At 70.6% G+C, this 14,687-nt stretch carries 11 protein-coding genes and 2 pseudogenes; 7 read left to right on the top strand and 6 right to left on the bottom strand.

The features are described 5' to 3' along the window. The first annotated feature begins 78 nt into the window (after positions 1-78). A complete protein-coding gene (locus ACLZN2_RS39790) occupies positions 79-3,105 on the top strand; it encodes a Tn3 family transposase (protein WP_416984490.1) in 3,027 nt (1,008 codons plus the stop codon). Here the strand turns inward: ACLZN2_RS39790 and ACLZN2_RS39785 are convergent. Next, on the bottom strand, positions 3,098-3,382 hold the full coding sequence (locus ACLZN2_RS39785) for a hypothetical protein (protein ID WP_416984489.1): 285 nt from the start codon (positions 3,380-3,382) through the stop codon (positions 3,098-3,100). The genes ACLZN2_RS39790 and ACLZN2_RS39785 overlap by 8 nt on opposite strands. An 85-nt stretch (positions 3,383-3,467) precedes the next feature. On the opposite strand from ACLZN2_RS39785, the pseudogene ACLZN2_RS39780 reads away from it, so the two are divergent. Beyond that, a pseudogene (locus ACLZN2_RS39780) lies at positions 3,468-4,229 on the top strand (helix-turn-helix domain-containing protein); the annotation flags it as partial. Next, on the top strand, positions 4,226-4,468 hold the full coding sequence (locus tag ACLZN2_RS39775) for a DUF397 domain-containing protein (RefSeq protein WP_416984488.1): 243 nt from the start codon (positions 4,226-4,228) through the stop codon (positions 4,466-4,468). The pseudogene ACLZN2_RS39780 and the gene ACLZN2_RS39775, both read left to right, overlap by 4 nt. A 19-nt stretch (positions 4,469-4,487) precedes the next feature. Here the strand turns inward: ACLZN2_RS39775 and ACLZN2_RS39770 are convergent, their stop codons facing one another. Then, positions 4,488-5,135: a DUF4360 domain-containing protein gene (locus tag ACLZN2_RS39770; protein ID WP_416984487.1), complete on the bottom strand. Its 648-nt coding sequence runs from the start codon at positions 5,133-5,135 to the stop codon at positions 4,488-4,490. Positions 5,136-5,400: 265 nt separating this feature from the next. Between ACLZN2_RS39770 and ACLZN2_RS39765 the strand changes: the two genes are divergently transcribed. Further along, entirely contained in the window at positions 5,401-6,252 is an 852-nt protein-coding gene (locus ACLZN2_RS39765; RefSeq protein ID WP_416984486.1) for an intradiol ring-cleavage dioxygenase, read from the top strand. A 151-nt stretch (positions 6,253-6,403) separates the two neighbouring features. Here the strand turns inward: ACLZN2_RS39765 and ACLZN2_RS39760 are convergent, their stop codons facing one another. The 4 genes from ACLZN2_RS39760 to ACLZN2_RS39745 all read right to left on the bottom strand — a co-directional run bounded on the left by ACLZN2_RS39760 (position 6,404) and on the right by ACLZN2_RS39745 (position 10,658). Beyond that, positions 6,404-7,312: a sulfite exporter TauE/SafE family protein gene (locus ACLZN2_RS39760; protein WP_416984485.1), complete on the bottom strand. Its 909-nt coding sequence runs from the start codon at positions 7,310-7,312 to the stop codon at positions 6,404-6,406. Between the two features lie 114 nt (positions 7,313-7,426). Further along, a complete protein-coding gene (locus ACLZN2_RS39755) occupies positions 7,427-7,885 on the bottom strand; it encodes an RrF2 family transcriptional regulator (RefSeq protein ID WP_416984484.1) in 459 nt (152 codons plus the stop codon). A 31-nt stretch (positions 7,886-7,916) separates the two neighbouring features. Beyond that, positions 7,917-9,428 carry an alpha-N-arabinofuranosidase gene (locus ACLZN2_RS39750; RefSeq protein WP_416984483.1) on the bottom strand — a complete coding sequence of 504 codons (1,512 nt, stop codon included), beginning with the start codon at positions 9,426-9,428 and terminating at the stop codon, positions 7,917-7,919. 81 nt (positions 9,429-9,509) lie between these two features. After that, positions 9,510-10,658, bottom strand: coding sequence for an extracellular solute-binding protein (locus ACLZN2_RS39745; protein ID WP_416984482.1), 1,149 nt, complete (start codon positions 10,656-10,658; stop codon positions 9,510-9,512). Positions 10,659-10,981: 323 nt separating this feature from the next. On the opposite strand from ACLZN2_RS39745, the gene ACLZN2_RS39740 reads away from it, so the two are divergent. From ACLZN2_RS39740 to ACLZN2_RS39730, 3 genes and pseudogenes are all read left to right on the top strand, one after another. Then, the gene (locus ACLZN2_RS39740) at positions 10,982-11,614 is read left to right on the top strand and encodes a toxin-antitoxin system, toxin component family protein (protein WP_416984480.1); all 633 of its coding nucleotides are present in this window, start codon (positions 10,982-10,984) and stop codon (positions 11,612-11,614) included. Further along, positions 11,611-12,678: pseudogene (locus ACLZN2_RS39735) on the top strand (MAB_1171c family putative transporter); the annotation flags it as partial. The gene ACLZN2_RS39740 and the pseudogene ACLZN2_RS39735, both read left to right, overlap by 4 nt. Before the next feature lie 539 nt (positions 12,679-13,217). Next, positions 13,218-14,642 carry an NAD(P)/FAD-dependent oxidoreductase gene (locus tag ACLZN2_RS39730; protein ID WP_416984478.1) on the top strand — a complete coding sequence of 475 codons (1,425 nt, stop codon included), beginning with the start codon at positions 13,218-13,220 and terminating at the stop codon, positions 14,640-14,642. The last annotated feature ends 45 nt before the right edge of the window (positions 14,643-14,687 follow it).

Below are 14,687 nucleotides of genomic sequence, written 5' to 3'. Positions count from 1 at the left end.
TCGGCGGCGTCGGACAGGTCGATCCAGGGTGAGTGCCGTCACGGCAGCGCAGGATGCGAGGCAAAGGGGCAGGGCCCGGTGGCGTTTCTGACCGACGGACAGCGCCGCGGCTACGGCACGTTCAGGGCTGTTCCGGACGAGGGGCAGCTGGCCGGCTACTTCCTCCTGGACCGTGCCGCGCGGCGGCGGGCGACGGCCTGCCGGGGCGCGCGCTCGCAGCTCGGCTACGCGCTCCAGCTGGGCACCGTGCGGTTCCTGGGCACCTTCCTGGACAACCCCGAAGACACGCCTGGCGAGGTCGTCGCCTACGTCGCCGAGCAGCTCGGCTACCCGACGTCCGCGCTGGCCGGCTACGGCAGGGAACGCACCCGCTTCGACCACCAGAACGCCATCAAAGACGCCTACGGCTACACCGACTTCAAGGGCGAGGCCTGGTGGAGGCTGACCCGCTGGCTGTGGGACCGCTGCTGGTCGGGCAGCGAGCGCCCGATCGCGCTGTTCGACCTCGCCACCCTGCACCTTGTCGAGCACGGGGTGCTGCTGCCCGGTGCCACCGTCCTCGAACGCCTCGTCTCCTCTGTACGGGAGCGCACCAACCGCAGGACCTGGCGCATGCTGGCCGCCCAGCCGGATGCTGCCCAGCGGGCCGCCCTGAGTGCGCTGCTGCCGGTCGAGGACAGCCGCCGCACCTCCCGGCTGGACCGGCTGCGGCGCTCCCCGCGCGACATCAGTGGCCCCGGCGCCGTCAAGGCCATCGGCCGGTTCGTCGAACTCGACAAGCTCGGCGGCGCCGGCTGGGACCTGTCCGCCGTTCCCGCCGGCCGCCTGACCGCCCTGTCCCGCTACGCCTCCCAGGTACGTGCGAAGGCGGTCGCCGACCTCGCCGAGCCGCGCCGGACGGCCACCCTGGTGGCGTTCGCCGCCGCGATGCGCACCCGCGCGGCGGACGAGGCGATCGAGGTCTTCGACATGCTGATGTCCGACCTGGCCCGCACCTCCGCGCACCTGGCCGCCAAGCAGCGCCTGCGCACCATGGGCGACCTCGACTCCGCCGCCCTGATGCTGCGCGAGGCATGGATCACCCTCGCCCACGCCGCCGCCGACCCCGAGGGCGACGTCCGATCCGGCTTCGACCTGCTCGACATCACCGCCATGCACCAGGCCGCCCGGACCGTCGGTGAACTCGCCCGCCCCGAGGCCGAGACCATCGCCGCCGAACTGACCGCCCGCTACCGCACCGTCAACCAGCCCCTGCGGCGCCTGGCCAAACACCTCGGCCTGGAAGGCCTCGAAGAGGCAGGCCCCCTGATGGAGGCGCTTGCGTTCCTGCCGAAGCTGGAGCGGACCCTGGCCAGGAGCCGCCAGAGCGAGCTGTTCCCCTCCGTCCCCGTCCAGCATCTCGGCCCCACCTGGCAGACGAAGGCGTTCCCCGCCGAGGGCGAGCACGCGGGCGGCGTCGACAAGCACGCCTGGATCGTCGGCACCGCCGAAACCCTGCGCGGCGCTCTACGCCGCCACGACGTGTTCGTACCCGGCCTGGACAAGTGGGGCGACCCCCGCACAGCCCTGCTCACCGGCGCCGCCTGGGAGAACGCCCGCACCCGGGTGTGCCGCAGCCTCGGCCTGTCCGCACAGCCCGGCACCGACCTGGACCGCTGGTGCAGCGAACTCGACGACGACTACCGGCGCCTGGCCGCAGGCCTCGCCGACAACCCGCACGTCCGCATCGAGCAGCGCACCGAGAGCGGCAGACTGCGCGACCACCTCGTCCTCACCGGCCTGGACAAGCTCACCGAACCCGCCAGCCTCACCACCCTGCGCGACGCCGTCGACGCCCGTATCCCCACCGTCGACCTCCCGGAGCTTCTCCTCGAAGTCCACGCCTGGACCGGGTTCCTCAACCACTTCCACCACGTCTCCGAGGCCGGCAGCCGCGCCGAACATCTCATCGTCTCCCTCGCGGCGGTTCTCGTGGCCGAGGCGTGCAATATAGGGATCCAGGCGATGGTCTCCGAGGACGAGCCGGGCCGCTCCCGCGACCAGATGTTCTGGGCCGAGCAGAACTACCTGCGTGCCGAGACCTTGCGCCTCGCGAACGCGGTCCTGGTCGACCACCAGTCCACCTTGCCGATCGTCGGGCACTGGGGCGGCGGCGAACTCGCCTCCGCCGACGGCCTGCGCTTCGCCACCCCGCTGCGGGTCCTCAACTCCGGGCCCAACCCGAAGTACTTCGCCGCCCGCGGCATCACCCTCTACAACTACCTCTCCGACCAGTACAGCGGCTTCAACCACATCGTCATCCCCGGCACCCGCCGCGACAGCCTCTACCTGCTCGACGGCATCCTCGACCAGCCCACCAGCCTGAACCCCACCGAGATCGCCACCGACACCGCAGGCGCCTCCGAAATGATCTTCGGACTGTTCCGGCTCCTCGGCTACCAGTTCTCCCCACGCCTCGCGGACGCCGGACACACCCTGCTCTACCGCGCCGACCCCGCAGCCGACTACGGCCCCCTCAACCCACTCACCACCGGCCGCATCCGCAAGCAGACCATCACCGACAACTGGGACGACCTACTGCGTCTGGCGGGCTCCCTGCGCGAAGGCACCGTCCGCGCCTCCCAGATCCTGCCCGTCCTCGCCGGCCAGGGCCGCCCCAGCCCGCTCGGCCGTGCCGTCATACAGATCGGCCGCCTGGACCGCTCCGCCTTCCTCGCCCGCTACTACCACAGCGAACTCTTCCGCCGGAAGATCAACACCCAGCTCAACCGGCAGGAGTCCCGCCACGAACTCGCCCGCCGCATCTTCTACGGACAGAAAGGCGAACTACGACAGAAGTACAAAGAGGGGCAGGAAGATCAGCTATCAGCACTGGGACTCGTCCTGAACGCCTGCGTTCTGTGGAACTCGGTGTATCTCCAGCAGGCCGTCAACCAGCTCCGCGCCGAGGGCCACCACGTCTCCGACGCCGACCTCGCCCGCCTCTCCCCGCTCGGCCACGACCACATCCGCATGATCGGCCGCTACCACTTCCGGCTTTCACCCGAACTCGCCGCCGGCAAGCTCCGCCCCCTACGGATCACGCGAGAGACCGCCGTCAACTGACCGGCGGGCCGCCCTGGGCCTGCCGCTCGGCCAGCAGCCGCCGTACCTGCTCGTGCGAGATCCCGCAGAACGTACCGATCCGCCGCAGCCCCCACCCCTCATCCGAAGCCGCCGCCATCGCCTCCACCCGCGCCTCGTCCAACACCCCCACCAACACACCCCGCAGCTCCTCCAGCAGCCGCATCCGCAACGCCGGCGCCAGCCCGTCCAGTTGCTGACAGAACCGCTCCATATCCGAACGCAGGAACCCCACCCGCGGGTCACTCACCTCATCCACACGGCACAGCGAACAACCCGCTCAACCCGGGTGTCAAATCATGTGACACCAAACTGCACTCTCTGCATGGCTCCTACTCGACCGCCAGGGCCTGCGGGAGCATCACGGGCTGAGCAGGGAGGAACTCGGCGACGTGGTGGGCTTCTCCAAACACACGGTGGCATCCGTGGAGTTGGGGAGGCGAATGCCGGACGAGGACTTCGTGGAGGCGGCGGAGACGGCACTGGGGAACACGGGGGCGTTGAGGCGGGCGTCGGGGTTTTTGGAGAGGCAACCGGGACTGGCGTCCTGGTTTCGTCGGTGGGCTCGACTGGAGAAGGAGGCAATCACGCTCCTCACCTACGAGTCCAGGATGATCCCGGGCCTATTGCAGACGGAGGCGTACGCGCGGCAGTTGTTCATGGACGAACTACCGCTGCTGACCGGCGAGGAGATCGAGGCCAACTGGGCAGCACGAGCCGAGCGTCAGCGGCTGCTCATGGAGCGGCCGAACACCACCTTCAGCTTCATCATCGAGCAGCACGTGTTGCTACGTCAGACCGGCGGAGTGCAGGTCACGCGTGAATCCATCGACCACCTGCTGAAGATCCCGGAGTTGCGGAACGTCGAGATCCAGATCATGCCGTTGGTCCAGGAATCACATGCTGGGCTGCACGGACCCATCCGCTTGCTGGAAACCCCCGAGCACAAGTGGTACGCGTACAGCGAGGGCCAAGCGAGCGGGCAGTTCATCTTCGACCCGAAAGTGATCAGCCTGCTCCAGAACCGGTATGCCAGGATGCGTTCACAGGCTCTCACCTTCCAGGACTCGGTGAGCCTCCTGAAACAGATGCGAGGAGACCTATGAACACCTCCGAACTGGCCTGGTTCAAGAGCAGCTACAGCAGCGGCTCCGGGGACGACTGTGTCGAGGTCGCACTCACCTGGGGCAAGTCCAGCTACAGCAGCGGCGGCGACGGTGACTGCGTAGAGATCGCCACCTGCCCCGACCGGGTCCACGTCCGCGACTCCAAGGACAAGACCGGCCCCCAGCTAGCCCTCTCCCCCACCGCGTGGGCCGACTTCGTGGCCCACGCGGGGAGGTGACCCGAGAGTCAGGGTTGGCTCACTTGGCGGGGCACTCCTTCCAGGCCATGTGGTAGACGGTGTTGATGTCGCCGTCGGTCGAGTCCATCGTCATGAAGCTGACCCTGGACGGCGAGGACGTGCCCGCGTTGACGCGCAACTCGGTGTTGATGTTGAAGTTGCGCTGGACTCCGCAGGGCGCGTAGACCAGGTTCGCCCAGTCGGTGACGTCGGTCGCCTGCCAGTTGTCGTTCAGCGCGCCGTTGAAGGTGTGGTTCTTGAACACCGTCTGCGACGAGCCCTGGAAGTAGTACGAGGCCCGCTGCACGGCGTTCGCCCCGGACTGGAGCGAGGCGAAGCCGCGGTAGTCCGCCTGGGCGATGGCGTACGTGAAGCCCTGCGGGACATGGACGATCAGGCTGAGCTGGCAGTTCTTGCGGAACGCGGTCGGGTCGGAGTTGCCGCCGACCTGGGCGAGGTACTCGCTGTAGGTCACGGTGAAGGCCGTGTTGTCCTCGGAGACGGCGACGGCCGCCGAACCGGGGCGACAGCCGGAGCCGTTGACCGTGGCGACATCGATGACGATCTTGTCCGGGGGTGGGTCGACGAACCCGCCCGGCTGGTGCGCGGGCACCGCCGCGGTGACGAGGGCGGCGACGGCGCCACCCAGGAGCAGTCCACTTGCCATGGGGGGTCTCTCCTCTTCGTTGAAGCGTGGAGAACCTGTGTGTTTTCTGTGAAGCACCGCGGCGATGGAATCGTAGGGAGACCCCTGGGGCACGGACAGGTCGAACTCCGGCCATTCACCCCGGCCCGTTCACAACGACGCCGGGTCCGCAAGCGACCTAATGTCCGAACTCTCTTGCATTGGGGGGCAGTTGGGCGTTGCATCCCCAGGTCCTTCACAGCCGCACATTAAGGATTTCCTCAGCTGGGCTCCTAATTTCTTCCGCATGACGGGAAACACCGAGCACAACGAGATCCTCGACAACAACGACAACCAGCAGCCGGGCAAGCACCGGCTCGACAAGAGCATGAAGCGCCGCCGCGTTCTGATCGGCGGCAGCGCGGTCGCCGCGGCCGGCGGACTGGCGATCGCCGGAATCGCCTCGGCCGACACCAGCAGCAGTGAGTCCGACTCCTCGGCCGCCGCGGCCGACGCCGACACCTCCACCTCCTCCACCACCGCCGTCTGCACCCTGAACGCCGAGGTCACGGAGGGTCCGTACTCCCTGGAAGGCGCCCTCGTCCGCGAGGACATCCGGGAGGACAAGGAGGGCTTCGAGGTCCAGTACACCTTCACCGTCGTCGACCAGGCCAACGACTGCGAGCCGCTCGCGGACGCCCTCGTGGAGATCTGGCACTGCGACGCCCTCGGCGAGTACTCCGGCTTCGTCGGCGGCAACGGCCACCAGGAGGAGGACAACGGCACCTTCCTGCGCGGCGGTCAGATGACCGACGAGAACGGCCAGTGCAGCATCACCTCGATCTGGCCCGGCCACTACGTCTCCCGCGCGGTGCACGTCCATATGCGAGTGCACACGGACGTGACGCTCACCGACGACTCGTACACCGGCGGCGACATCATCCACACCGGTCAGCTGTTCTTCGACCCGGACATCAACGAGGAGATCCAGGCGACCTCGCCGTACTCCGCGAACACCACCAAGGAGACCGCCCTCGCCGACGACAGCATCTACGACGACGGAGGCGCCTCCTCGGGCCTGCTGACCCTGACCGCCCTCGGCTCCAGCGTCTCCGACGGCTACAAGGCCACTCTCACCGTGGGCGTCAACTCCGCCTGACCCCCAGGGCGGTGCCCACCCACCCCCGCCGCGGCCCGCAGCCAGCCACGCACTGGTCGGGGCCGCGGCGGAACGGCGGGCCTTCTCGGCTTCTCGGTGAAGCTGCCCTCTTGTCGAGAAAGCATCGAGCAAGCCCGGCGGCGGTCCTTCCTCAGGCCGCCGCCGGCTGGCGTTCCGCGACGGGCAACTCGGCCGCCTTCTCCTTCAGGTGCGCCCGGATCGAGTAGGCGAGGGCACCCGCCCACGCCGCGTACAGGACGACGTAGACCGGCGTGCTCACCGAGGCGGGGGCCGCCAGCCAGTCGCTCCTCAGGAGCGTACGGACGTTCGTGACGATGATGACGCCGCCGACCGCCGAGCCGAGGACACGCGGCGGGAGCAGCCGGACCAGCCAGGCGGCGAGGGGCGCCGCGACCATGCCGCCCAGCAGGAAGGCCAGCACCCAGGGCCACTTCAGGCCCTGCGAGCCGAGCGAGAGCAGAAAGCCGAGACTGGCCGCGAGCGCCACCAGGAACTCGCTCGTGTCGACCGAGCCGATCACCTTGCGGGGCTCCATCCGGCCGCTGGCCAGCAGCGCCGGAGTGCCGACCGGGCCCCAGCCGCCCCCACCGGTCGCGTCCAGGAATCCGGCGACCAGACCGAGCGGGGTCAGGAAGCGGCGGCGCAGCGGCTTGCCCAGCCGGTCCTTCGGCAGCCCCCGGAACGTGAAACGGGACATGACGTACAGGCCGAGACCCAGCAGGATCAGGGACATCACCGGCGCGGCCACCTCGGTGGACAGCCACGACAGGACGGTCGCGCCCAGGAACGAGCCCACCGCCCCCGGTACGCCGATCCGCGCGACGACCTTCCAGTCGACGTTCCCGAACCGCCAGTGCGAGGCTCCGGACATCAGCGTCGTACCGATCTCCGCGAGATGGACCGTGGCCGAGGCGGCGGCCGGGTTGGTGCCCATGGCCAGCAGCAGCGTGGTCGAGGTCACGCCGTAGGCCATGCCGAGGCTGCCGTCCACGAGCTGGGCGCCGAGGCCCGCGAGGGCGAGCAGTACGAGCGTGCGCATCCTGGATACCGTCCCCTTGTTCCCTGCTTCTTCGTTCCCTGCATTCCCCACGGGTTAAGTGGGGATCAACGGGACGCGAGGGTAGGGGGCCAACCTGAGAGCAGCGTGTGAAACCTAGGGGTTCTCCCAGGCGGCCGGTTCCGCCGCCAGGTCCTTCACCGGCTCCGGCAGCGCGTCCGCCGCGATGTCCGCGACCGTGACGCCCTCCAGGATCCGGCGCACGTTCGCCCGCAGCGCGATCCACAGCGGGAGCAGGGGCTGCGCGGAACCCGTGTAGGTGAGAGAAGTGGGGCGTTCGCCCCGTACGGAGACGATCGGGCCGTCCACCGCCCTGATCACGTCCGCGACGGTGATCGACGCGGCGTCGCGGGCCAGGCGGTAGCCGCCCCCTCCGCCGCGCCGGCTGTCGACCACACCGGCCCGGCGGAGGTCGCCGAGGATCCCTTCCAGAAACTTGTGCGGAATGTCCTGCGCGGCGGCGACCGTCTCCGCCTTCACCGGGTCACCGCCCTGCCGTACGGCGAGCTCCAGTACCGCCCGTACCGCGTAGTCCGCCCGTGCCGAGATCCTCATGCGGACATTGTGACGCGCCTTCCGGTGAGACTCAGGCCAGCCGGATCACGTTCCAGGACAGCGGTTCCAGTACGGCGGTGAGGGTGCCGTCCCGCAGTGCCGTGCCCTCGACGGTGTGCGGAGTCACCCGCTCCGGCGCGTCGAGGGTGTTGCGGGCGTCCGGGTCGGCGTCCGCGAGCGCGCTGTGCTCGACGACCGACGTCAGGTCGAGCCCGTTCAGGGCCACTTCGAGGGGCAGTGCCCCGGTGCGGCCGCGGTTGACGGCGAAGACGGTGACCGTGCCGTCCTCCGCCCGGACCGCCGTGGCGTGCAGCAGATCGGTCTCGCCGTACTTCTTCGTCTCGTACGTCGGCGAGTCCACCCGTACGTCGAGCACCTGGCCCCGGCCGTGGCGGGCGGCCTGGGCGAACGGGAAGAACGTCGTCTGCCGCCAGGCCGGGCCACCGGGCTCGGTCATGATCGGGGCGATGACGTTCACCAGCTGGGCGAGGCAGGCGACCGTGACGCGGTCCGCGTGCCGCAGCAGGGCGATGAGGAGCGAGCCGAAGACGACGGCGTCGGTGACGCTGTAGTTGTCCTCCAGGAGACGGGGGGCCTCCGCCCAGTCCCGCGCGCCGGAGTTCTCGATCTCGTGCCACTTCGAGATGTACCAGACGTTCCACTCGTCGAAGGAGAGGTTGATCTTCTTCTTGGACTTGAGCCTCGCGCCCACGTGGTCGGCGGTGGCGACCACGTTCTCGATGAAGGACTCCATGTCGACGGCGGAGGCCAGGAACGAGTCGACGTCGCCGTTCTCGGGCTGGTAATAGGCGTGCAGGGAGATGTAGTCGACGAGGTCGTACGTCTCGGCGAGGACCGTCGCCTCCCACTCGGCGAACGTGGGCATGGACTGGCTGGAGGAGCCGCAGACGACGAGTTCGACCTTCGGGTCCAGCTGGCGCATCGCCCGGGCCGTCTCGGCGGCGAGGCGGCCGTACTCCTGGGCCGTCTTGTGGCCGGTCTGCCAGGGGCCGTCCATCTCGTTGCCGAGGCACCAGAGGTTGATGCCGAAGGGGTCCTTGTCTCCGTGCGCGACACGGAGGTCGGACAGGGCGGTGCCGGAGGGGTGGTTGGCGTACTCCTGGAGTTCCAGGGCCTCGGCGACGCCGCGGGTGCCGAGGTTCACCGCCATCATCGGCTCCGACTGGGAGCCAACCTTACGGAGGAAGTCGATGTACTCGGAGAGGCCGAAGCGGTTGGTCTCCGTGGAGCGCCAGGCGAGGTCGAGACGACGGGGGCGGTCCTCCTTCGGGCCGACGGAGTCCTCCCACTTGTAGCCGGAGACGAAGTTGCCGCCGGGGTAGCGGATGGCGGTGACGCCGAGTTCGCGGACGAGGTCGAGGACGTCCTGGCGGAGGCCTTCCTTGTCCGCTGTGGGGTGGTCCGGTTCGAAGATGCCGGTGTAGACGCAGCGGCCCAGGTGTTCGACGAAGGAGCCGAAGATACGGGGGTTGACTTCGCCTATGGTGAAGGCGGGGTCGAGGGTGAAGCGTGCGGATCGCAAGGTGCGCCTTTCGAGGTGGGTGGTTCTTGTTCGTCGGCGGGTGCGGGTTCGTTGTGGTTGCTCGCGCAGTTCCCCGCGCCCCTAAGGGACGTTGGGCCAGCCGTCTCTTGTCCAGGTGAGGGTGTTCAGCCCCAGCTTCGGGGTGCCATCGTCCTCTGCGTCGTAGTAGTGGTACGCCAGGACATCTCTGCCCCTGTCCTTGAAGATCGACTCTCCGCCGGTGCCCACGTCTCTGCCGTGGCCCGCCAGCAGGAGGTCGCCGCCTCCCTCCAGCAGGGACTTGCCGGTGCTGTCCAGGTACGGGCCCGTCACCGAAGTCGCTCTCCCCACCCTGATCCTGTACGTGGAGTTCACGCCCGCGCAGCACTGGTCGTAGCTCGCGAAGAGGTAGTAGTAGCGGCCGTCGAGGAAGGCCTCGGCGTCGGCCTCGCCGACCGTGACATAGCCGTCGGTGACGTGTTTGCGGAAGAACTCCAGGACCTCGGTGGCCTTGCCGGTGTCGAAGGTGACGTCGGTCCGGTCGTCGGTGAAGTAGGTGCCGCCGAGCTGCTGGTAGAAGGCGACGAAGAACCACCAGCAGAAATTCTGGTCGTTGGCGTGCAGACCGAGGGTCTGCTGTCCGTCCTTCAGCCGCCCCTTGGCCGCCTTGAGTACGGCGAACCAGTCGTCCTGCGAGGTGACGGTGGGCAGGCGGCCGTCGGCGTCGAGGAGGCCCGCCTTCTCGCAGACGTCCTTGCGGTAGAAGCTGAGCTGGACGTGGATGTCCAGCGGGAGGGCGTACAGCCTGCCGTCCACGATGCCGCGCTGCCACAGGACCGGGTTGAAGTCGGCCTCCCGTACGCCGTGCCTGGCGAGGAGGTCGACGTCCCAGGGGTCCAGGAGGCGGCCCGGGGCGAAGCCGGGGATGCGGCCCTGGTGCATGACGGCGAGCTCGGGGGCCCGGTTGCCGGCCGCTGCCATGGCGAGCTTGGTGTAGTACCGTCCGCCCCAGGTGAGGGTGGCGTCCTTGACCGCGATGTCCGGGTGTTCCTTGCGGAAGGCGTCCACCATCGCGACCTGGTTGGCGCCGTCGCCGCCCTGGAAGAGGTTCCAGTAGCGGACGCGGGTGCGGCTGCCCGCCGCGAGCGCGTCGGCGCCGGTACCGAGGGCGGCGAAGCCGAAGCTGCCCGCGACCACCGCGCCGCCGGCGGCGGTGAGGAGTTGCCTGCGGTTCAGGCGAGGTTGTGCCATACCTTGCCCCTGTCGTCCGGTCGGTTCCATCACATCAGCGTCGTTCGGCATTTCGGATATTGCCCGTAACTTCGAACGCGACCGTAAAATCGATGCGCTTGCGCGTCAATGGTTTCGACACGAAGTCTGATAGCGCTTTCTATCCCGGTCGCGCTTTTCCGCCCCTCGCCCTCGCAGCCTCCTGGCCCCTGCCCCCGCAGCCTCTTGTCCCGCTCCCGTCGATTCTTTTCGTGACGCGGACACAACCAGCCGCGTAGGCTCGAAGCCGCGGCCGGAAGGCGCCGGGCGGGTGCCGTACGGCGGTGAGAAGGGGGCGGGACCTGATGGACATCGCGGGCGCGCGCGGGAGGGCGGCCCGGATCGCCTCCGCGCTGCGGCGCCCGAGGACCGGACCGGCCATGCGCGAACTGACCGGCGAGCTCTCCGCCGCGCTGCGGGCCCGGCCCCGGCGGCCGGCCGGCGTGCGGGAGGTGTCCCGGGCGCTCTGCGAGGCGATGGCCGCACGGCGCGGCGGACGCCCCGTGAAGCTGCGGTTCGAACGGTTCCCCGACGAGATCGGGGTGACCGGGCTGTGGGTGGAGTTCCGCGACTTCGACCTCGTCATCGTGGAGGAGCGGGCCGAGGCGGTACAGCAGCTGGTCATCCTCGGCCATGAGCTGTGGCATCTGCACGCCGGGCACCGGCACCACCATCACGGCGTCGGCCGGCACGCGGCGGGGGCCCTCGCCGGACGGCGCGGCTGGGAGTCCGTCGCGCTGACGGTGGCCGCCCGCAACGGCTCCCGGGAGGCCGACGAGGCCGAGGCCGACGACTTCGGCCACCGGCTCGCGGCCCGCTTCCGGCGCTATCTCCGCGAGGACGGGGCCGGGGACGGGGCCGGCACCGCGGTCGGCGGGGAGACCTCGCCGGTGCAGCGGACGCTGGGCTACCGCGGGCGCGGGGGCGCGGCCCGGTGATCCACGGCCTGTACATCTCCTTCTGGCTGCCCACAGTGGTGCTGGGCGCCGCCCTGGCGATCAAGCTGCCCAGCATCCTCAAGCTGTGGCGGGACCCGTTGCTGCGGGCGGTCGGCGGACTGCTGCTGTTCGCCTGCGCGGTGTTCGTGTTCGCCGCCCCGAAGACGATCGCCTGGACCAACCGGGTCACCGGAGTCCCCAACATCGCGGCGCCCTGGGTGTACTCCCTGCTCACCGCGCTCTCCGCGTCCTGGCTGCTGCTGGTCATCGCCTGGCGCAACAACCTCACCGAGCGCTCGGCCCAGACCCGGCGGGCCACCCGGTGGGTGGTCTCCGTGTACGCGGGGGTCGTGGTCGCGCTGTGGGTGCTGTTCGCGCTCGCCGACGTGCCCGTGGAGCGGATCCGGGACCTGGACACGTACTACGCGGGCACGCCCTTCATGCGTGAGGAGATCCTGCTCTATCTGCTCGCGCACACGGTGGCCTGCTCGGTCACCGCCGGGCTGATCTGGAACTGGAGCCGCACCGAGGGCCTCGACGCCTGGCTGCGCTGGGGGCTGCGCTTCCTGGGGGCCGGGTATGTGACGAACCTGGTGTTCAGCGCGGCCAAGCTGACCGCCGTGGTGGCCCGCTGGACCGGGCACGACCTGGACTGGCTGAACACCAACATCGCGCCGTCGGCCGCGTGCGTCGCGGCCACCCTGGTCGCGGTCGGCTTCATCGTCCCGCACGCCGGCCAGTACCTCCAGGAACGCTGGCGGGTCCGCCGGCTGCACCGCGGTCTGAGGCCGCTGGCCCGGCTGATGCGCTCGGTCGTCGGCACGCGCGAGCCCCTCGCCCTGCGGGCCACCCCCGAACTCCGTCTGATCCGTCGCGAGACCTTCATCCGCGACGCCGTCCTCCAGCTCTCCCGCCACCTCGACGACGACCTGCGGGTACGTTCCTACGACGCCGCGGTCGCCCTCGGCTTCGAACGCGGCCGCGCCCAGGCACTGGCGGCAGCGGTGACGATCCAGGAGGCGGTCGCGGCCCGGGGGCGGGGGGAGTCGACGGAGCCGGCCGGAGCCGCGGGTGCCGCCGCCGCACGGATCGGGGACGCCGGAGCGGGGGCCGGGGGCAGCGGGCTGGGGGGCGCGGTCGCCGGCGCACGGGGCGCGGGGCCGAGGCTGGAGGGCGCGGGGCCGAGGCTGGCGGGCGCGGTGACCGGGAACACGGGCTCGGGGGGCTCTGTGGGGGCGGGTGCGGTGGGCGGGCGGGGCGGGGGGTCCGGCTCTGGCGGTCCGTCGGCTCGTTCGGCCGCCTCTGACGTGGCCGCCTCGTCCGGCCCTTCCGGCGGGGCCGGGTCTGCGGGTGCGCCCGGAGTGTCCCGTTCGGCGGTCGGCTCGGGCTCGGCCCGGGGTTCCGGGGCGTCGGCCGGCTCCGACTCCTCGGGGCTGTCGGGCTCGGGCGGGTCCGGGGCGGCGGGCTCGGGCGGGGGTTCCGGGCCGGATACGACTTATCTGTTGCGGGAGATCCAGGCCGTGTCCGAGGTTCTCCGGTATCCCGATGACATCGACGCGGTCCGTGAGCTCGCGGTCCGCCCCGGCAGAGAGCATGTCCGCGCATGACTGAAGATCCCACCCCCGCCAGAACCGCCGTAGTCCTGGGGGGATCCCATGCCGGGATGCTCGCGGCGGCCGCGCTGGCCGGTCTCGCCGAGCGGGTCGTCGTCGTCGAGCGCGACGTGCTGCCCGACGGTCCCGCACCCCGCAAGGGGCTGCCGCAGGCGCGCCACGCCCACATGCTGTGGTCGGGCGGGGTGCGGGCGCTCACGGAGCTGCTGCCGGGCGCCACGGAGGCGCTGTGGGCGGCCGGGGCGCGCCGGCATCCGGTCACCACGGACATGGTCGTCATGGGGGCGCGCGGCTGGTTCCGGCGCTGGCCCGAGTCGCACCACGTGATCCTCGCCGGGCGGGACCTGCTGGACGCGACGGTCCGGGCGCGGGTCCTCGCGGACGAGCGGGTCGAACTGCTCGACGGCACGGAGGTGCTGGGGCTGGAGGGCACGGCGGGGGCGGTCACCGGGGTGCGGGTCCGCAGCCGGGAGCAGGAGCGGGACGGCGACGGCGACGGCGTACGGGTGGTGCGGGCCGGGCTGGTCGTGGACGCCACCGGGCGTGGCTCGCGGGCGTCGCGGTGGCTGACGGAGCTGGGGCTGCCCGAGGTGGAGCGGCGCGAGGTCGACTCCGGGCTGGCGTACGCGAGCCGGTTGTATCTCGCGCCCGAGCGGGCGCGGTCCGGATACCCGATCGTGAACGTGCAGCCGGATCCGCGGGACCGGCGTCCCGGGCGGGCCGGCTTCCTGCTGCCCATCGAGGACGGGCGCTGGATCGTCACCCTCAACGGTACGCGCGGCGGTGAACCGTCCGCCGACGCCGGGGACTTCGTCCGGTTCGCCCGGGAGGAGCTGCGGCATCCGATCATCGGGGAACTGCTGGAGCGGGCCGAGCCGCTGACCGACGTGTCGTACACGCGGGCCACGCTCAATCGGCGGCATTTCTACGAGCGGATGCCGGTGTGGCCGGAGAACTTCGCGGTGCTCGGGGACGCGCTCGCCGCGTTCAACCCGCTCTACGGGCATGGTCTCGCCGTCGCCGCGCAGAGCGCGGTGCTGCTGCGGGACGTGGTGCGGCGGTACGGGTGGGGGGCGGCCGGGCTGGCGCGGCGGGTCCAGCGGGCGGTGGCGCGGCCGGCGGGGGCGGCGTGGGACCTCGCGGTCGGGCAGGACGTGTTCTACCCGGGGGCGACGGAGGGCGGGCCCACGGTGCGGGACCGGGTGCTGTCGGCGTACGTGGGGCGGCTGATGCTGACGGCGACCGGGAACGGACGGATCGCCCGGCGGGTGACGGACGTGACGTCGTTGGAGCGGGGGGCGGAGGTGCTGCTGACGCCGTCCGTGTTGCTGGCCGCCGCGGTGGGGCCGCTGAAGCCGGCGCTCGGCGGGCCGCCGCTGACGGGGGACGAACGCGAGCGGGCGGGGTTGCGGTAGCCGAGCTGTGCCGGTGCCGGCGCCGGTGCCGGCCGGGGGTGGGTT

Source organism: Streptomyces sp. T028 (assembly GCF_048159505.1).
In the GTDB taxonomy this organism is placed as follows: domain Bacteria; phylum Actinomycetota; class Actinomycetes; order Streptomycetales; family Streptomycetaceae; genus Streptomyces.
Note: the sequence above shows the minus strand (reverse complement) of the source record. Positions and strands in the feature narration are given on the sequence as shown.